The following is an 18,434-nucleotide window of genomic DNA, read 5'->3' on the forward strand; positions in this document are numbered from 1 at the left end:
CCCCGGGACCGGGCCGGCTACGGGACCTGGGCGCGGACGTCCCAGACCCAGGCCCCGGAGATCATCCGGCCCGGTCCCAGCAGCAGGTCGACGGTCTCCTTGACCGGGCCGCCCCGGTGCAGGCCGCCCTGCACCACCACCGCGGCCCGCCAGTACCGCAGGTCCTCGATCGCCTGCCGTCGCTGCTCGTCGCCGATCGGCGGCACCTCGCCGGTGAACGCGACCCGGTCGAGCAGCACGGCCGTGGGCCGGTCCGGTGCACCCCACCCGGCCTGCCGGTCGGTCGGGCTGAGCGGGCCGATGAAGTAGCCGCCCGGTGCGGTGAAGGCCAACCCGGTCCGGGCGGACCAGTACATGCCGGCGGTCGCCTCACCGCCCCGGGTCGGCGGCACCGGCACGATCGTGCGCCCCGGCGGCACGTAGGACCGCCACTCGCCGGTGGCCACGAACTCCGGCACCGGCCAGGTCGGCGAGGTACGCAGCGGCAGCGGCGCCACCGGCAGCGCGACGGCGAGCAGCGCCCCGGCCCAGATCAGCCGGACCGGCAGCCCACCGGTGCGGGCCGCCGGGCCACGGCGGAAGACCTCGTCGGTGGCGAGCGCGAGCAGGACCGCCAGCATCGGCAGGCAGATCAGCGGGAACCGGGCCGGCACCGCGAGGTCGATCAGCGGCAGTTCGGCGAGCAGCCGGTACGGCCCGGTGAGCCCGGTCAGTTTGCCGTCCAGCCGGATCTCGTCGCCCAGCGACAGTACGGCGAAGACGACCACTCCGATCGCGAGCGCCTTCACCAGCGGCCGGCGCCACAGCCAGACCACCACCACGGCACAGAGCACGAGCAGCGGCAGCCCGAAGAACGAGTTCTCCTCGGTCGGGTTCGGCGACAGCAGCCCCGGTACGGAGTCGTGGCCGGTCAGCGACTGGCGTGCGGACGAGGTGAACGAGCTGAGGTCGAGTGCGTACGCGCCGGGGTCGAAGGGCAGGCCGCGGTAGTGGCCCGGGCCGAGGAACTGGAACCACAGCGGGTACGCCAGCAGCACCCCGGCGACCAGCGCGCCGATGCCGAGCCGGCCGAGGAAGGCCCGGCCGAGCCGACGTACGGTGGCCGGGCTCGCCAGCGCGTACGCGACCGTGAACAGGCCGCAGGCCAGCACCAGGAAGACGAGCACCTCCTCGCCGAGGAACACCTGGTAGGTGACGAACAGCCCGAGCAGCACGCCGCGCCGTACCACCCGGTCGGTGGCCGGGCCGAACACCAGCGCCAGGATCGCCGGGACCAGGAACTGCGAGATCATGTGCAGGTGGCCGGTGGCCTGGGAGACCATGCCCGGGGCGAAGCCGCAGAGCAGCCCGCCGACGGCGGCGGCGAACCGGGAGCGGACCAGCCGGCGGGACAGGAACAGGTACCAGGCGGTGGCGGTGCCGGCGAGCGAACCGACGATGGCCAGCAGGAACGTGGTCTGCGAACCGAGCAGCAGGGTCACCGGGGTCAGCGGGATGCCCAGGCCGAGCACCGACGTGTTGGCCATCAGGTTGATGCCGTCGGGGGCGTTGAGCGCGGTGCTGTAGAGCGGGTTCTCCAGGTTGGTCACCGCGTGCGCGGCGCGGGCCAGCATCCACTCGAAGAGCACCTGGTCGTTGCCGGCCCGGGTGCTGTGGTCCCGGTGCAGCCAGAGCCGGGCGGTGAGGTAGCCGCCGGCCAGCAGGTATCCCACCACCACCGCGACGTCGACCAGCCATGGGCGTCCGCGCCAGGCGGCGACGATCCGGGTACGGAAACGCCGTACCGCCGTCGGGGGCGAGCCGGCCGGCGGGGCGCTGCCGTCCGGCGTACCGGGAGAGGTGTCCGCACCCGCGGTGACCACCGCGGTCCGGGCCGGTTCCGCTCCCCCGGTCGGGTTCATCCGACCGGTACCGGTGTTCCGCCGGCCCGGCCGGCTCCGGTTCGCCGCATCAGCTGCTCGGGGCGGTCAGGGTACGGATGTCCCACAACCAGACGTCGTCCACCCGTCGGCCGGGTCCGACGATCTGCTCGACGGTCCGGCGCAGCGGTTCCGCGTTCTTCTCCCGGACCGGGAGCACCAGGATCGCCGCCTGCCAGTGCCGCAGTTCGTCCATGGAACGGCGCCGCTCGCGGTCGGTCAGGGTGAGCACCCGACCGGTGGTCGAGACCTGGTCCAGCAATTCGCTGACCCCGCTCGGCCGCCCGCCGAAGCGGCCCGGGTCACCGGTGTTGCCGTTGCGCGGGGCCAGGAAGTAGCCGCCGGGGATCTTGAAGTCGAGGTCGGTCGAGGCGGCCCAGCGCATGCCGTTGGTGTGCCCCATCGCCGGGACCGGCACCGGCACCAGCGACTGGTCCGGTCCGACGAACTGCCGCCAGTGCCCGGACGAGATGAAGTGCGGTACGGCCGGCCGGGAGGTCATCTTCAACGGCAGCGGTACGAGCGGCAGCAGGACGATGGCCAGCGCGGTGACCACACCGACCCGGCGGACCCGGCGGTCGACGCTCTCCAGGGACCAGGCCCGGTCGACGGCCAGGGCGAGCAGGATGCCGATCACCACGGTGGTGATCAGACCGAACCGGGTCGGCACCACCGCGTCCAGCAGCGGCAGCTTGACCAGCCACTCCCACGGCCCCCAGAACAGGTCCCGGTTCCAGTAGGAGACCCGTTCGCCCAGCGACAGGATGGCGAAGAGCAGCCCGGTGAAGGCGAGCGCCCGTACGATCACCTCGCGCCGCAGCCAGATCACGATGCCCACGGTGAGCAGGGCCAGACCCCAGCCGAAGAACGCGTTCTCCTCGGAGTAGTTCGGTGCCAGGTTGGCGTTGGCCCGCTCGTTGCCGCCGAGGGTCGGCGAGCCGGGGCTGACGAACGCGGCCAGGTCGTTGCCGTAGTCGCGGACCGCGTCGCTGAGCCCGTGGTACGCCTGCCGCCCGGCGAACTGGACGTAGAGCGGGTAGGCCAGCAGGGCGACCGCGAGTACCGCGCACACCGCCAGTCCACCGGCCAGCGGTCGCCAGGCGGCGCGGAACCGGCCGGGCTGCTGCGCCAGTACGGCCGCCAGGAAGACGCCGCAGGCCAGGGCGGTGAAGAGCAGGATCTCCTCGTTGATGAACGCCTGGTAGCTGACCAGCAGCGCGAGGATGATGCCGTCGCGTACGACCCGGGTGGAGCGGGTCAGCAGGATGACCCGCCAGACGATGAACGGCAGCAGGAACTGGGAGATGATGTTCGGGTGCCAACTGGCGTGTGACAGCAGCGCCGGGGAGAACCCGCAGAACCAGCCGCCGACGATCGCCGCGATCGGGTTGCGCACGACGTACCGGGACAACACGAAGTACCAGGCCGAGGCGGTGCCGGCGAGGCCGAGCGTCACCAGGACCACGAAGGACACCGCCGGCCCGAACAGCAGTGTCACCGGGATCATCGGGATGCCCAGCCCCAGGATGGCGGTGTTCGCCATCAGGTTGACCCCGTCAGGATAGTTCAACCGGTCGGTGAAGAACGGGTATTCGCCGTGCAACACCACCCGTACGGAGTGGGCCAGGAAGAACTGCACCTGGGCCGGGTCGCTGCTGTAGAGCGACGCCACCCGACCGGCCGGGTCGAGCCAGATCTGGCTGGTCACCCAGAACGCGGCGAGCAGGAACGCGCCGAAGACCAGCAGGTCGCGTCGGCGGGTCGGCCAGCGGCGCACGGGCGTACCCGGGTCGCCGGTACGGTCCGCGGTGCCCCGGTCCGAGCCGGAGGGCGGAGGCGTCGGTGTCGTACCGGCGGCGCCGCCCGTCGCGACGGCTCCACCGTCCGCATCGACGGAAACCGGGCCCTGCTCACCGGTCGGATCAATGGCAGCGGGCCCGCCGGACCCGGGTGCCTCCGGATCCGGTGTGGTTTCGAGACGTGGCTCGGCAAGCGTCACAGTCGGCGGAGTCTACCGGAGCGTCACGGACGTATCGGACGGCACGTACGGGATTGCGTAACGAGATCCGGCCGCCACGCGTGGGCCACCAAAAGCTGGGACGGCTTTGCCAGGTGACGCCCGAGCCCCGCGCGAGATCTCGTAGGATGTGGCTTCCGCACGCCGACGGGATCGGGGGCTTTCAGGTGGGTTCGCTCCGTCGTGGCGGCGTGTTGGCCACGGTGCTGGCATCGGCACTGCTCATCACCGGTTGCGGCCCGAGCACGGTGGAGCCGTCCGATCCGCTGCGCATCGGCGCCGACTCCCGCGACGGCTCGCTGGAGGTCTGGCCGGCCCGAGGCGGCCTGATCGGCGATCCACAGGCGACGGCCGCGGTCACCCAGGCGGTGACAGACTGGCGTTCCCCGGTCGACGACCGGGTGCACATCTCCTCGTCCGGCATCCTCTGGCTGGGGCAGCTCGACGGCGGCGCGCCGCTGGCCCTGGTCGCCGCGGACGTGCCGGGCGACGCCGCCTCCTGGTTGCTCCAGCTCACCGGGCGGGGTGCGAAGTTCGAGGTCACCAACGCCGTCGACTACTCCGACCCGGGCTACCTGATCTACTCCGACGTGCTGCCGGTCGTGGTGCCGGAGGGCCGTCGATACCTGACCTCCACCCGCGTCGAGCGGCTACTCGGCCCGGACGGCAAGCCGTTGGCGGTGGCCGACGGGGTCAGCGCGCCGGTGGCCGTACCGCGCTGTGGGGCGGTGCCGATCACCGCGCGGCTGCGCAGCACCGCGTCGCTGCCGCAGGGCAAGGCGAACGACCGGCTGATCGACCTGGGCACCGGGATCGCCGGGCCGCGCTACCCGCTGGTGGTCGACGAGTCCGGGTCCGGGTTGAGTGCCCTGCAGGGGCTGGACACCTGTGCGTTGGCCACCTTGACGGGCCCGTTCGGCAGCGTGCCGCGCCAGATCCACGACCGGGTCCACCTCGGCTCGGTGCCGACTTCCTGGCCGGCCGACCGGGTCGCCACGAAACCACTCGGGCAGGTCCGCTTCGGTACAGAGAAAGCCGGCCGGCTCGACCAGCTTTCCTGGCACACCGACGCGGGCATGATGAACGCGGTGGTGCTGCGGCCGGCGCAGGGGGCACCGGTGGCCTCCGAGGCGGACCGGGTGAACCCGTTGCAGGCCTACGAACTGCCCACGCCGGACCGGACCCTGGTGGTGCTGGTCTGGCGGGCCAATTCGGAGACCAGCCTGGCCCTGCCGGCCGGGGTGACCCGCCTGGTGGACCGGCCGGGCCTGGCCGTGGTCGAGAAACCGGCCACCCGGGTGACGTTCACCCTCACCACGGCGGACAAGTCCTACCAGCGCCAGATGGGCGGCCGCTAGGCGCTCGCCGGCAGCGCGCCCGCGCCCGGGGCAGCGTGGTGCGTCGGCGGGACGGTTCGACGGACGGTCTGGCAGGTAGGTCACGTCCGGGGCTGGCTGGTGATGCCGTCCAGGATGGTGGTCAGGGTGTGGTCGAAGGTTTCCTCGGCGTCGAGGTGGGCACCGTCGACGACGAGCCGGGCGACGGTGGGATAGCGGCCCGTTTCGAGCATGCGTGTCAGGTAGGGCCCGAGGGTGGCCTGCCAGGCGGTCAGGTCGGTGCCGGTGGAACGGGCGGTGCGTCGCTCGGTCACCTCCCTGCGGACCGCTCCGATGACGAAGGCGTTGATGGCACCCAAGGCCCGCTGGAGGTCGTCGATGCCGCGTACGCCAGGGGCCTGGCTCAGCGCCGCCGCGGTCGATTCGCCCACCGCGAGCGCATGAGGTCCCAGGTGCGGCCTTCCGCCGAGCAGGTCGGCGAACCACTCATGGTCAAGGGCGGCGTCGCGGGTCGCGTGGGCGATGGCCAGCACCGTGGCACGCCACTCTGAGCGCTGGCCAGCCTCGGCGATCCGGGCGTACACGGCGTCGACCATCAGGTCGAGCAGTTCGGATCTGTTGACCACGTAGTCGTAGAGCCGCATCGGACCGATACCGAGTTCTTTGGCGATCTTGCGGACCGACAGCCCGTCGAGGCCGTGTACGTCGGCGAGCCGGATCGCCGTAGCGGCGATCTTCGCCCGGCTCAACGGCACCGGCGCCGCCCGAGGCTGGGGCTCGGGCCGTTCCCAAACGGGCAAACCTTCGCTACCGTACGGTGTATCCACGAAATACAGCGTACGGTAAGGGAGATGGAGATGCGAATCGCGATCGCCGGTGGTGGCCTCGGCGGCCTGACCCTGGCCCGGATCCTGCACCGGCACGGCATCGACGCGGTGGTGTACGAACGCGAGGCAAGCCGATCCGCGCGATCACAGGGCGGAATGCTCGACCTGCACCCGGAGTCCGGACAACAGGCCCTGGCCGATGCGGGCCTCACCACCCGGTTCCGGTCGCAGGCGCGGCCCGAGGGCGAGGAACATCGCATCCTCGACCCGTCCGGACGTACGCTCGTGCACCACAAGCCACAACCCGGCTCATTCTCCGGACGCCCCGAGATCGACCGGAGGGTACTGCGTGATCTTCTGCTCGATTCGCTCCCCGTCGACGCGGTCGCCTGGCAACACCGGCTCGTCGCGGCGACGCCACGACCTGGCGGGGGCTTCGGGCTGACGTTCCAGGACGGTCACAGAGCCGACTGCGACGTCCTCGTCGGCGCGGACGGCGCGCGCTCGGTTGTCCGTTCGCTGCTGACCGACACGAAACTGTCCTACGTGGCCACCCTGGTGGAGCTGAACATCGGCGACGCCGACCGGCGCCACCCGGATCTCGCCGAGCTGGTCGGCCCCGGAAACCTGTGGTGCGTCGGCGTGAACCAGATCCTCGCGGCGCAACGCCTCGGCGACGGCAGCATACGAGTCGGGATCTCGTTGCGCGCAGAGGATCGCGACATCGACACCTACCGCAGCAAACGTGCCCTGCTGGACCTGTTCGAGGGCTGGGACGCAGCCCTCACCGCACTCGTCGAAGCCGGCGACAGCACGCCGATCCCACGCAGGATCGAAGCGATGCCCATCGGTGCGCGCTGGGACAACCAGCCGGGCATCACCCTCGTCGGTGACGCCGCGCACCTCATGCCACCGGTCGGCGAGGGCGCCAACCAGGCCATGCTCGACGCCGCCGTACTCGCCGACGAACTCGCCGCCCACATCGCCGACCCGGACTCGGCGATCCGGAGGTACGAGGAGGCGATGTTCACCAGGACTCAAGCGATCGCCGAAATGTCCGCACGAGTCCAGGCGATGATGCTGTCCCCCACCGCAGCGGACGACATCGTCCGCTTCTTCACCGGCTCGTGACGCCCGGCCGAGAGCGTCAGTTCTGGATGGAGAACGTCGCGACGACACCGCTGTGGTCGGACCTGGTGCCGCCGACGATGTCGTAGCCGGTCATCCACATGACCTGGTACGCCGGCAGGCGCTTCCAGAAGTAGACGTAGTCGATGTGCCGGTTGCCGTGCGTTCCGGTGCCCTTCTCGCCGTAGAGGTTGTAGTTGGAGCGCAGGTTCGGCAGCTCGTTGGCCTCGAAGACCTGCCACGGGAATTTCGCGTACCCGTAGCTCCGGTCGGCGCTGAAGTCGACGTTGAGGTCACCGCTGACGATGACCTGGCCCTCGCCCTGCTTGTCGACCGCCAGCTCCTTGAGGCCCTGGAACTGGGCCTCGGCGCACCTGGTGCGCGGCAGGTCCTCCGGCCGACCGGCGGTCTCGATGCTGGCCACCGCGTGGGCGTTGATATGTGTCACGACGCGGCCACTGGCCTTGTGCCGGTACTTGACCCAGTTGTTGTACCGCGCGGGCGGCACCTCGCCCGGGCCGTTGGTGTCACACACGAAAATCGAGCCCTTGTCGAGTACGTCGAACATGCCCTTCTTGGCGATCAGCGCCTCGCCAGCCTGGTTGGTCCCGCCCGGCGCGTACAACCACCAGCCGTTGTCGGCGGCCCAGCTCTCCAGGAAAGCCTTGCGGTTGCCGACCTCGTTGAGACCGACGAGGTCCGCCTTGGACGCGATCAGATTCAGGTCGTGCACAAAGTCGGCCTGACTCAGTCCGTTGTAGATGTTCAGCGTCGCCGCCTTGAAGGCCACGTTCGCCGCGGCCGCCGGTGTGGCCGGCAGCAGGGCCGCCACCAGCGCAACCACGCCTGCGAGAGCGCCCAGGGAGCGGGTGGACCAGTGTGTCGTCTTACGCATCGGCTTCCCTCCACACGAGCCGCCGTCGGTGGCGGCCACCGCACGCTAACGATCCGAGTCGACGCGACACCGAACAGTGGGGAACGAGGAATCGACAGGTCCCGCCGACCGGCTCGGTCCGCTGGAAACGCCGGTGGGGACGACCGGTGACCGGTCGTCCCCACCGGCGGTGGAGCCCTTGCGGGTCAGGCCCGGCCGTTGCGGCCCTTGGCCCGTTCCCCGGTGGCCGGGATGTCCCCGTTCGTGGCGGGGATGCGTACCGGTTCGATCGGCGCGTCGAGGCGGGACACCCAGCCGGTGACGTCGCGGGCCACGTCCTGGGCGGTCAGGCCCAGGTCGGCGAGGATCTGCGCGCGGGTGCCGTGCGGCTGGAAGACCGACGGCACACCGAGGTCACGCAGCGGCACCAGCAGGTCGGCGTCGCGCATCGCCTTGGCCAGCGCGTCACCCACACCACCGGCGCGTACGCCGTCCTCGACGGTCACCACCAGTCGGTGCGAACCGGCGAGGGTGACCAGGTCCTCGGAGATCGGGCGGACCCAGCGCGGGTCGACCACGGTGACCCCGTAGCCCTGCTCCGCCACCCGGGCCGCGACCTCGACGCCGAGCTGTGCGAACGCGCCCACGGCGACCAGCAGCACGTCCTTGCGCGCCGACTCGGCCAGTACGTCGACCGTGCCGACCCGGCGGACCGCCGGCAGGTCCTTGGCGATCGAACCGCTCGGGAAGCGCAGGATGGTCGGGCCGTCGTCGACGGCGACCGCCTCGCGCAGTTCGGCGCGGAGCGTGGCGGCGTCGCGGGGGGCGGCGATCCGCAGGCCGGGCACCACCCCGAAGACGGACATGTCCCAGATGCCGTAGTGGCTCGGTCCGTCCGGGCCGGTGATGCCGGCTCGGTCCAGCACGAAGGTGACCGGCAGCTTGTGCATCGCCACGTCGAGCAGGACCTGGTCGAAGGCGCGGTTGAGGAAGGTCGCGTAGACCGCCACCACCGGGTGCAGGCCACCGAAGGCGAGCCCGGCCGCCGAGGTGGCCGCGTGCTGCTCGGCGATGCCCACGTCGTAGACCCGTTCCGGGTACTTCCGGGCCAGCGAGGCGATGCCGGTCGGCTCGGCCATGGCGGCGGTGATGCCGACCACGTCCGGCCGCTCGTCGGCGATCGAAACCAGCTCGTCGGCGAAGACGTGGGTCCACTTCACCGACGGCGCGGCGAGCAGCTTGCCGGTCGCCACGTCGAAGGCGCTGCTCGGGCCGTGCAGGCAGTCCGCCTCGTCCTCTTCGGCCGGCCGGTAGCCGTAGCCCTTGCGGGTGACCGCGTGCACGATGACCGGGCCGCCGAAGCCACGGGCCCGGCGCAGGGCCGACTCGACCGCGGCCACGTCGTGCCCGTCGACCGGGCCGATGTACTTGATGCCGAGGTCCTCGAACATCGCCTGCGGCGTGACCGCGTCCTTGATGCCCTTCTTGACCGCGTGCAGCACCTCGTACATCGGGCGCCCGACCAGCGGCGTCGAGCCGAGGGCGTCCTTGACCACGTCGAGCACCCGCTCGTAGCCGGGGTTGAGCCGCAGCGTGGAGAGGTGGTCGGCGAGGCCGCCGATGGTGGGCGCGTACGACCGGCCGTTGTCGTTGACCACGATGACCAGTGGGTTGCGGGCGGCGGCGATGTTGTTCAGCGCCTCCCAGCACATGCCCCCGGTGAGCGCGCCGTCGCCGACCACCGCGACCACGTCGCGGCGTTCACCGCGCAGGGCGTAGGCCTTGGCCAGCCCGTCCGCGTAGGAGAGTGCGGTCGAGGCGTGCGAGTTCTCGATCAGGTCGTGCTCGCTCTCGGCCTGGCTCGGGTAGCCGGAGAGCCCGCCGCGCTGGCGGAGCTTGTCGAAGCCGTCCTGCCGCCCGGTCACCATCTTGTGCACGTACGCCTGGTGTCCGGTGTCGAACAGGAACCGGTCGCGGGGCGAGTCGAAGACCCGGTGCATGGCGAGGGTCAGCTCGACCACGCCGAGGTTGGGGCCGAGATGGCCGCCGGTGCGGGACACCTTGGCGACCAGAAAGTCCCGGATCTCGGCGGCGAGCAGGTCGAGTTCCTCGGCCGACATCCGCTTGACGTCCTGGGGGCCGCGGACGGTAGCCAGCAGCCGGCCCGGGTTGGCCGCACCCTCTTCAACTCTCATGACCGGAGAGTCTATCGGCCCCGACGGCGACTGCAGCCCGGGCCGAGATCGTGCTTTGTTAAACGTCGGCAGGCCGAGCCCGAAACGCCGTACGGGCGGGGCGGCTGACGTCCGGCTCAGCTCGCCCGCCGATCAGGTAACGGCTTCTACCGGATCAGCGGCGACTCCGGGCAGTAACGGCGCAGGTACCGCGAGCAGGTACGACGTTAATATGGCGGTAACATCCTCCTCTTCCAGAGGTGTCCAGATGTCAGCTCCCGGTAGTCGCCCGCACTGGTCCGGCCCGAACGCCCGGCCGGGCCGGATGTCCGGCCGGTACGCCACCGGCCAACTCCTCGCGCTGATCGTCGTCGTCCTGATCGGCCTGCCGCTGCTCCCCCTGCTCCTGCTGATCATCGCCTGGATCCGGCTCCGGGACCGGGCGCAGGCGCGGGCCGAACGGCGGGCCGCCCGACGGGTCGCCGGCAGCCCGCCCGCGCTCGTACACAACCTGCTGCTGCGCTGAGGCGCACGCGCCGCTGCTCCGCTGAGCCGCCCGGTGGTGTCAGGCCGGCGTGAACAGGCCGACGCACTCCACGTGCTGGGTCATCGGGAACATGTCGTACCCGCGCAGGGCGACCAGCCGCCAACCCGCCTCGGCGAAGACCCGTACGTCCCGGGCGAAGGCCGCCGGGTCGCAGGCCACGTACCCGATCGCCCGCGCTCCGGTCCCGGTCAGCGCCCGGACCACGTCGGCGCCGGCACCGGTACGCGGCGGATCCAGCACCACCAGGTCCACCGGACCGGTGATCCGGCGGCGGGCCAGTGCCGTCTCCACCTTCGCCGACACCACCTCCACCTGACCGAGGTCGGCCAGGTTCTCCCGAGCCGCCGCGACGCCCGACGGTGCCGCCTCGACCATGGTCACCCGCCCGGTCGGCCCGACCCGCTCGGCGAGCGCGGCGGCGAACAGCCCAGCCCCGCCGTAGAGGTCCCAGGCCCGTTCGCCGGTCCTGGGCGCGAGCAGCTCCAGTACGGCGTCGACCAGGGTCTGCGCGGCGGCCGGGTGGACCTGCCAGAAGGCGTCCGGCGGCAGTTGCCACTCCCGTCCGGCGGCCAGCTCCCGGACCTTCTCCGGGCCCCGCTCGGTGACCGGGGTGCCGTCCACGACGAGCTGCACGGCGACGTCACCGCCGGTGGAGGCGACCGTCTCCACCGCCTCGGCGGTGGGCCACCGCTGCCCGTCGGCCGAGAGCACCGGCAGTGACTGGATCGCCGGGTGCGCGATCAGGCAACGGTCCACCGGCACCACCTCGTGCGAGCGGTGCTTGAGCAGACCGGCCCGTCCGGTGGCGTCGACCGCGTACCGGACCCGGGAGCGCCAGCCGAGCGGACCACCAGGCAGTGGCTCGACCCGTACGCCCAGGTTGTCGATCTCCTCCGGGGTGAGCCGGCCGAGCCGGCGCAACTGCTCGCGTACGACGTCGGCCTTCCAGTCGAGCTGCGCGCTCGGCGCGACGTGTTGCAGGTCGCAGCCGCCGCAGAGGTTCGGCCCGGCGTACGGGCACGGCGGGGCGACCCGCTGCGCCGACGGCTCCAGCACGGTCACCGCGTCGGCCCGCAGGTATCCCCGGTTCACCTCGGTGATCTCGGCGATCACCCGCTCACCGGGGAGCGCGTGCCGGACGAAGACGATCTGCCCGTCGAGCCGGGCCACGCAGTGCCCGCCGGGGGCGACCGCGTCGATGGTCAGCTCGACCAGTTCCGCCTCACCCGGTCCCGAATCCGCCCCTGCCGCCCGGCTTCCGCCCGGCTGGGCGTCGGCCGGGGTCGCCCCGACCGCTTCGGTTTCCACGCCCGTCGGCGCCTCGGCCCGGCTCATCGGGGCCGCGCCGTCGGGTCCGGGTCGGTCAGCGTCGGTGCGACCGGCGGCGGCTGTGGCGGGGCCGGGGTGAGCAGACCACCCACGGTGGTGCCACCGTGGCCGGTGCCGCCCGTGCTGGCACCGCGTGGGCCACGGGCGGGACCACGGCTGAGCGTGGCGTCGTAACGGTCCAGGTCCTTGGTTGCCGACGAGGCCAACTGCCAGGGCACGCTGGTCACCATCACGCCGGGCTCGTAGAGCAGCCGGCCCTTGAGCCGCAACGCGCTCTGGTTGTGCAACAGGTTCTCCCACCATCGGCCGACGACGTACTCGGGAATGAAGACGGTGACCACGTCGCGCGGTGCGTCGCGGCGCACCGAGGCGACGAAGTCGAGGATCGGCCGGGTGATCTCCCGGTACGGCGAGTCGATCACCGTGAGCGGTACCGGTACCTCGCGGCGTTCCCACTCGGCCTGGATCGCCCGGGTGTCCTTCTCGTCGACGTTGACCGTGACCGCGGTCAGCGTGTCCGGTCGAGTCGCCTGAGCGTACGCGACCGCCCGCAGGGTGGGCTGGTGCACCTTGCTGACCAGCACGATGGCGTGGTTGCGCGCAGGCAGCATGGGCCGGCCCTCGGCCGGGGTCAGCTCGGCCGCGACCGTGTCGTAGTGCTTGCGGATGCCCAGCATGAGCAGGTAGATCACGGCCATCGCGGCGATCGCGATCCAGGCGCCGAGCAGGAACTTCGTGATCAGCACGATCACCAGCACGACGCCGGTCAGGCCCATGCCGAAGCCGTTGATCCCGCGCGAGCGGATCATCTTCCGCCGCCGCTCCGGATCCCGTTCCACCCGCAGCAGCCGGTTCCAGTGCCTGATCATGCCGGCCTGGGAAAGGGTGAAGGAGACGAAGACGCCGACGATGTAGAGCTGGATCAGCCGGGTGATCTCGGCCTGGAAGCCGACGATCAGCACGATCGCGGCGATGGAGAGGAAGACGATGCCGTTGGAGAAGGCCAGCCGGTCACCCCGGGTGTGTAGCTGGCGGGGCAGGTAGCGGTCCTGGGCCAGGATCGAGCCGAGCACCGGGAACCCGTTGAAGGCGGTGTTGGCGGCCAGGAAGAGGATCAGCGCGGTCATCCCGGCGACGACGTAGAGCAGGAACGAACCGCTGCCGAAGACCGTCTCGCCGAGCTGGGTGGTGACGGTCTTCTGCACGTACCCCTCGGGGCCGCCGATGATCTGCCGGGCCGGGTCCTCGACGAACTGCAGGTGGGTCAGGTGGGCCAGCCAGACGATGCCGACCAGCATGGTGATCGCGACGACCCCGAGCAGCAGCAGCGTGGACGCCGCGTTCTTGCTCTTCGGTGGCTTGAACGCCGGTACGCCGTTGGAGATCGCCTCCACCCCGGTCAGCGCGGCGGCACCGGAGGAGAACGTACGCAGCAGCAGGAAGACCAGGGCGAATCCGGTCACGCTGTGCTCGGCCTGGATCTGCAACCCGGCGCTGGGCGCCTGCAGGTCGTCGCCGAGCACGAAGATCCGGATCAGCCCGGTGAGCACCATCCCGATGATCACGATCATGAAGCCGTACGTCGGGATCGCGAAGGCCGTACCCGACTCCCGCAGGCCGCGCAGGTTGATCGCGGTCAGGATCACCACCGCCGCCACCGCGACGCCGACCTTGTGGGTGGCCACGAACGGCACCACCGAGCCCAGGTTGGCCACCCCGGACGAAACCGACACCGCGACGGTCAGCACGTAGTCGACCAGCAGCGCGCTGGCCACCCCGACCCCGAACTTCGGGCCCAGGTTGACCGTGGCCACCTCGTAGTCGCCACCACCCGACGGATAGGCGTGCACGTTCTGCCGGTAGCTCGCCACCACGGTGAGCATGACCACGACAACGGCCAGCGCCACCCACGGCGAGAAGACGAACGCCGAGGCGCCGGCGATCGACAGGGTCAGCAGGATCTCGTCCGGCGCGTACGCCACGCTCGAGAGCGCGTCGGAGGCGAAGACGGGCAGTGCGATGCGCTTGGGTAGGAGGGTGTGCTGCAGCTTGTCGGACCGGAACGGTCGACCGAGCAGCAGCCGCTTCATCAGAGAGGTGGGACTGGCCACAACCGGTAAGAGTACGACCGGGACCAGCCCATCGACATCCGGTGGCTGATCAACCGTCCCCGGCCGGGAACCGGTACGGTCGGGCGGCGTGAGCTGCCCCCGGCATGGCACGCTCTTTGCAGTCCCCCGGCCGCCGGGTGGAGCACACACGGTTCACGCCAGGAGGAAGCACCGTGCACATCGTGATCATGGGGTGTGGGCGGGTCGGTTCGACGCTTGCCCACAGTCTGGAGGCCCGCGGTCATTCGGTGGCCGTGATCGACCAGAACTCGGACAGTTTCCGCCGGCTCGGTCCCGACTTCGGCGGGATCACGGTCACCGGGATCGGGTTCGACGGCGAGGTCCTGCGCCAGGCCGGCATCGAACGCGCCGACGCCTTCGCCGCGGTCTCCAGCGGAGACAACTCCAACATCATCTCGGCCCGGTTGGCCCGGGAGACGTTCGGCGTGACCCGGGTGGCGGCGCGGATCTACGACCAGAAGCGGGCCCAGGTCTACGAGCGGCTCGGCATCCCCACCGTGGCCACCGTGCGGTGGACCGCCGACCGGATGATCCGCCACCTGGTGCCGGAGGGGAACGTGGAGATCTTCCGCGACCCCACCAGCACGGTGTCGATCATCGAGGTGCCGGTACACAAGGACTGGGTCGGCCGCCCGATCAAGGCGATCGAGCAGGCGACCGGCGCCCGCGCCGCGTACGTCATGCGGTTCGGCATCGGAACACTGCCCACCGCGTCCAGCGTTCTGCAGGAGGGTGACCAGCTCTTCATGCTCGTCACCGACGACATGGCCGGCGGGGTCACCACGGCGGCCGGCGCGCCGCCCGAAGGGGGACAGTGACATGCGGGTCGCCATCGCAGGCGCGGGCAACGTGGGCCGGTCCATCGCCCAGGAGCTGATCGACAACGGCCACCAGGTGATGCTGGTGGAACGGCAGCCGAGGATGCTGCGCCCGGAACGGGTGCCGGCCGCCGAATGGGTGCTCGCCGACGCGTGCGAGTTGGCCAGCCTCGAGGAGGCCGACCTGGCGAGCTGCGACGTGGTGGTCGCGGCGACCGGCGACGACAAGGTCAACCTCGTCGTCTCCCTGCTGGCGAAGACCGAGTTCGCCGTGGCCCGGGTGGTCGCCCGGGTGAACCGGGCGGAGAACGAGTGGCTCTTCACCGACCAGTGGGGCGTCGACGTGGCGGTGAGCAAGCCGCGGGTGATGGCCGCGCTGGTGGAGGAGGCGGTGACGGTCGGCGACCTGGTCCGGCTGATGACCTTCCGCCAGGGCGAGGCGAACCTGGTCGAGATCACCCTGCCGCGTACGGCGCCCTACGTCGGGCAGCCGATCCACGCCGTACCGCTGCCCCGCGACTCCGCCCTGGTGGCCATCCTGCGCGGCCGGCGGGTGCTGGTGCCGAGCCCGGACGACCCGCTGGAGGCGGGCGACGAGCTGATCTTCGTCTGCACGAGCGAGGTCGAGGACGCCGTACGGGCGGTCATGCTCGGCGCGGACAGCGTCGAACGGACCAGGGGCGAGAGCTGACGGGAAGGCGGGCCGCGGTCAGCTCGGGCTGACCGCGGTGGCCGTACCGGCCGGCGGCGCGTCCCGGGTCACCCGACGCACCGTCCAGACCGTGATCGCCAGCAGCAGCAGGTACGGCGGGTAGCCCAGGGCCAGCCGCGCCACACCCAGCGCGGTGTCCTGGTCGGCGAGGTAGAGCGCCGCCTGGACGCCGACCTTCGCCAGCCACACCACGCCCCAGAGCACGGTCAGCCAGGTGAACGTACGCACCAGCCGGGCATCCTGACGCCACTCGGACTTGCCCTTGGCCACCAGCACCGACCAGATCCAGCCGACCAGCGGCTGCCGGATCGCGGCCGAGGCGAGCAGCGCCAGCCCGTAGGCGATGCCGTAGAGGATGCCGGGCAGGTAGAAGTCCTTCGAGTCACCGCTGCGGAAGGCGATGAAGGCCCCGACGCCGATGCCGAACAGACCGTTGACCGCGTGCCGGATCGGCCGACGCTGCACCAGCCGCAGCACCGCGATCACGATCGCCACGGCCAGCGAGGCGATCAGCGCCGGGCGCAGCTCGGCGAGCACGTTGACCAGCACGAAGACGAGCACCGGGATGCTCGACTCGACCATCCCCCGCCAGCCGCCGAGCTGCTCGGCGACCTGCTCGGCCATGCTCGGCAGCGGTGCGTCGTCCGCCGGGTCGGTGTCGACCTTGGCAGCCGGCTGTGGTCCAGTCGTCATCTGTACGTCTTCCGTTCGGGGCGGCGGCTGCCCGGCCTCGTACTCAACGGGGCAGTTCCAACTCGTAGTACGGGTTGTAGATGACTTTACGGTCATCACGAATCGCCACGCGACCTCGAACGGTCAATTGCCGTCCCGGCTCGATGCCGATGATGTGCCGGCGCCCCAGCCAGACCAGCGTCACCACGTCGGTGCCGTCGTAGAGATCGGCCTCGAGCGTGGGCAGGTTGGTCCGGGGCGTGTAGACCACCGTACGGAGCCGACCGGAGATCGACACCAGCTCGCCCCGCCGGCACAGCCCGGCCGGAGTGCCACCACACTGCGCGCTCTCGCGACGCAGTTCCTGCGCCTCGATCTCAGCCTCGCTCGCGGTCAGCCGCTGCAGGAGGTTGCGCAGCGACCCCCGACCCTCGTCGGTCGCCATGACCTCGTGCCACCCTCCTCGAGCCGCCCCGGATCATCCGGGTCGCGGCCAGTTCCAACCGGTCCCGACGGGGACCGCACTGCCAGCGTACGCCGGTCGGCCGGGTCGGCACGGACCGGCGGATCACCGATCAGGCCTACCCGCGCGGCCTCGGCGACGGCTTGCCCCGACGGGGCTGCTGCTGGTCGGGAGCGCTGCCATTGATCCGTGGCCCGGGCGTCGGGCCGCCGCCGTCGGGGCCACCGCCGTCCGCCCTGATCACGGACTCCCCGCCCGGTGCGGTGCCCGCCGCCGCGGCCTCCGCCGCCTGCCGCTCGGCGATCTCCCGGGGCAGTCGCAGCGGCAGCGGCTCACGGACCGGCTTGGCCTCCTGGCCCCGGTCCACCACGAGCCCGTACAGGCAGTCGGCGAGCGGACCGGCGGCGCTCGGGTCGCTCGCCACCCTGCCCTGGTAGACCCCGCGGACCATCCACCGCGGGCCGTCGATGCCGACGAACCTCAGGTCGGTGAAACCCTCCGGGGTACGGACCCGGGCCCGCAGCTCGACGCCGTACTCGCCGTCGCTCTCCTCGGCCGCCGTGCCCTCGCTGGACAGCGACTCGCGGATCTCCTGGCGCACCTCGTCCCAGATGCCCTCGGAGCGGGGCGCGGCGAAGACGCCGAGCTGCAATGCGTTCTCCCCGTGCAGCAGCACCACCTGCTGGACCACGCCCTCCGGGTCGGCCTGGACCCGGATCTCGACGTCGGCGACCGCGGGAATCTGCAGGCTGCCCAGATCGAGTCGCTCCACCCCGGCCGGGGCCTCGGAGATGTCGTACGGGCCCCGGTCGCTGGCCAGGGCGTCGGACGAGTCGTCCGCCGGCCGGTCGACCGCCGCACGCTCGGACCGATCGGCCCGCTCGTCACGGGCGTGCCGTCCGCCGCGTCCTCGGGAAAAGATCACCGTGCCGACCTTTCTGCCTGCTGCTCGCTTGCGTCGCGCGGCGGGACCAGACCCGCGTGCCCGCCCGTCGAACCGTGTCCATTCTCGCCCCGCTCGGTGGCGGGAAGCTCGTCGACGGGGTGGAAGCGGGCGTGTTCCACCCGCTGCACCACGAGTTGCGCGATCCGGTCGCCACGAGAAATCTTGGCCGGGTTCTCCCGGTCATGGTTGATCAGGTTGACCAAGATCTCGCCGCGGTAGCCGGCGTCGACCGTACCGGGCGCGTTGAGCACGGTGACACCCAGCCTGGCGGCCAGTCCCGAGCGCGGGTGGACCAGCCCGACGAAGCCCTCCGGCAGGGCGATAGCGATCCCGGTCGGCACCAGCGCCCGCGCGCCCGGCGCCAGCTCGACGTCCCGCGCGGCCAGCAGATCCGCGCCCGCGTCACCGGGATGGGCGTACGCCGGCAGCGGTAGATCCGGGTCGAGCTGTCGGACGGGTACGGGCACGGCCTGGGTCACGGTGTCACTCTTCCGATCCGTCGGGGCGGGCGATGGCCTCTATCCTGCCGGGTCACCCCG

At 71.3% G+C, this 18,434-nt stretch carries 15 protein-coding genes and 1 pseudogene; 5 read left to right on the plus strand and 11 right to left on the minus strand.

What is annotated here, in order from left to right; genetic code table 11:
• Positions 1-17: 17 nt before the first annotated feature.
• Positions 18-1,901, minus strand: a complete 1,884-nt coding sequence (locus tag AB0J90_RS21615; protein ID WP_363598455.1) for a hypothetical protein — start codon at positions 1,899-1,901, stop codon at positions 18-20.
• 49 nt (positions 1,902-1,950) lie between these two features.
• Positions 1,951-3,696 carry a hypothetical protein gene (locus AB0J90_RS21620; RefSeq protein ID WP_363598456.1) on the minus strand — a complete coding sequence of 582 codons (1,746 nt, stop codon included), beginning with the start codon at positions 3,694-3,696 and terminating at the stop codon, positions 1,951-1,953.
• Positions 3,697-4,103: 407 nt separating this feature from the next.
• On the opposite strand from AB0J90_RS21620, the gene AB0J90_RS21625 reads away from it, so the two are divergent.
• Positions 4,104-5,294: a hypothetical protein gene (locus AB0J90_RS21625; RefSeq protein ID WP_363598458.1), complete on the plus strand. Its 1,191-nt coding sequence runs from the start codon at positions 4,104-4,106 to the stop codon at positions 5,292-5,294.
• Between the two features lie 80 nt (positions 5,295-5,374).
• On the opposite strand, the gene AB0J90_RS21630 is transcribed toward AB0J90_RS21625, so the two are convergent.
• A complete protein-coding gene (locus AB0J90_RS21630) occupies positions 5,375-6,073 on the minus strand; it encodes a TetR/AcrR family transcriptional regulator (protein WP_363598460.1) in 699 nt (232 codons plus the stop codon).
• A gap of 51 nt (positions 6,074-6,124) precedes the next feature.
• On the opposite strand from AB0J90_RS21630, the gene AB0J90_RS21635 reads away from it, so the two are divergent.
• Entirely contained in the window at positions 6,125-7,231 is a 1,107-nt protein-coding gene (locus tag AB0J90_RS21635; protein WP_363598462.1) for an NAD(P)/FAD-dependent oxidoreductase, read from the plus strand.
• Positions 7,232-7,247: 16 nt separating this feature from the next.
• Here AB0J90_RS21635 and AB0J90_RS21640 read toward each other — a convergent pair whose 3' ends face one another.
• Both AB0J90_RS21640 and dxs read right to left on the minus strand, forming a co-directional pair.
• Complete coding sequence (locus AB0J90_RS21640; RefSeq protein WP_363598464.1) at positions 7,248-8,123, minus strand: endonuclease/exonuclease/phosphatase family protein; 876 nt, start codon at positions 8,121-8,123, stop codon at positions 7,248-7,250.
• A gap of 185 nt (positions 8,124-8,308) precedes the next feature.
• Positions 8,309-10,297 carry a 1-deoxy-D-xylulose-5-phosphate synthase gene (dxs, locus tag AB0J90_RS21645; protein WP_363598466.1) on the minus strand — a complete coding sequence of 663 codons (1,989 nt, stop codon included), beginning with the start codon at positions 10,295-10,297 and terminating at the stop codon, positions 8,309-8,311.
• Between the two features lie 247 nt (positions 10,298-10,544).
• Between dxs and AB0J90_RS21650 the strand changes: the two genes are divergently transcribed.
• Positions 10,545-10,802 (plus strand): hypothetical protein, encoded by a 258-nt coding sequence (locus AB0J90_RS21650; protein WP_363598467.1) that lies wholly within the window; start codon positions 10,545-10,547, stop codon positions 10,800-10,802.
• Positions 10,803-10,841: 39 nt separating this feature from the next.
• Here AB0J90_RS21650 and AB0J90_RS21655 read toward each other — a convergent pair whose 3' ends face one another.
• Complete coding sequence (locus AB0J90_RS21655) at positions 10,842-12,038, minus strand: TRAM domain-containing protein (protein WP_363598598.1); 1,197 nt, start codon at positions 12,036-12,038, stop codon at positions 10,842-10,844.
• Positions 12,039-12,154: 116 nt separating this feature from the next.
• Complete coding sequence (locus tag AB0J90_RS21660) at positions 12,155-14,263, minus strand: APC family permease (RefSeq protein WP_363598469.1); 2,109 nt, start codon at positions 14,261-14,263, stop codon at positions 12,155-12,157.
• A 173-nt stretch (positions 14,264-14,436) separates the two neighbouring features.
• Here AB0J90_RS21660 and AB0J90_RS21665 point away from each other — a divergent pair, with 173 nt between their 5' ends.
• Complete coding sequence (locus AB0J90_RS21665; protein WP_363598471.1) at positions 14,437-15,102, plus strand: TrkA family potassium uptake protein; 666 nt, start codon at positions 14,437-14,439, stop codon at positions 15,100-15,102.
• Position 15,103: 1 nt separating this feature from the next.
• Positions 15,104-15,793 (plus strand): TrkA family potassium uptake protein, encoded by a 690-nt coding sequence (locus tag AB0J90_RS21670; RefSeq protein ID WP_363598473.1) that lies wholly within the window; start codon positions 15,104-15,106, stop codon positions 15,791-15,793.
• 18 nt (positions 15,794-15,811) lie between these two features.
• Here the strand turns inward: AB0J90_RS21670 and AB0J90_RS21675 are convergent, their stop codons facing one another.
• From AB0J90_RS21675 to dut, 4 genes and pseudogenes are all read right to left on the minus strand, one after another.
• On the minus strand, positions 15,812-16,507 hold the full coding sequence (locus AB0J90_RS21675) for a DUF3159 domain-containing protein (RefSeq protein WP_363598475.1): 696 nt from the start codon (positions 16,505-16,507) through the stop codon (positions 15,812-15,814).
• A gap of 43 nt (positions 16,508-16,550) precedes the next feature.
• Positions 16,551-16,931, minus strand: coding sequence for an OB-fold nucleic acid binding domain-containing protein (locus tag AB0J90_RS21680; RefSeq protein WP_326560196.1), 381 nt, complete (start codon positions 16,929-16,931; stop codon positions 16,551-16,553).
• Positions 16,932-17,214: 283 nt separating this feature from the next.
• Positions 17,215-17,874: pseudogene (locus tag AB0J90_RS21685) on the minus strand (DUF3710 domain-containing protein); the annotation flags it as partial.
• Positions 17,871-18,374 carry a dUTP diphosphatase gene (gene dut, locus AB0J90_RS21690; RefSeq protein WP_363598477.1) on the minus strand — a complete coding sequence of 168 codons (504 nt, stop codon included), beginning with the start codon at positions 18,372-18,374 and terminating at the stop codon, positions 17,871-17,873. The pseudogene AB0J90_RS21685 and the gene dut, both read right to left, overlap by 4 nt.
• Between the last annotated feature and the right edge of the window lie 60 nt (positions 18,375-18,434).

This window comes from Micromonospora sp. NPDC049523 (assembly GCF_040676775.1).
Lineage (GTDB): Bacteria > Actinomycetota > Actinomycetes > Mycobacteriales > Micromonosporaceae > Micromonospora_G.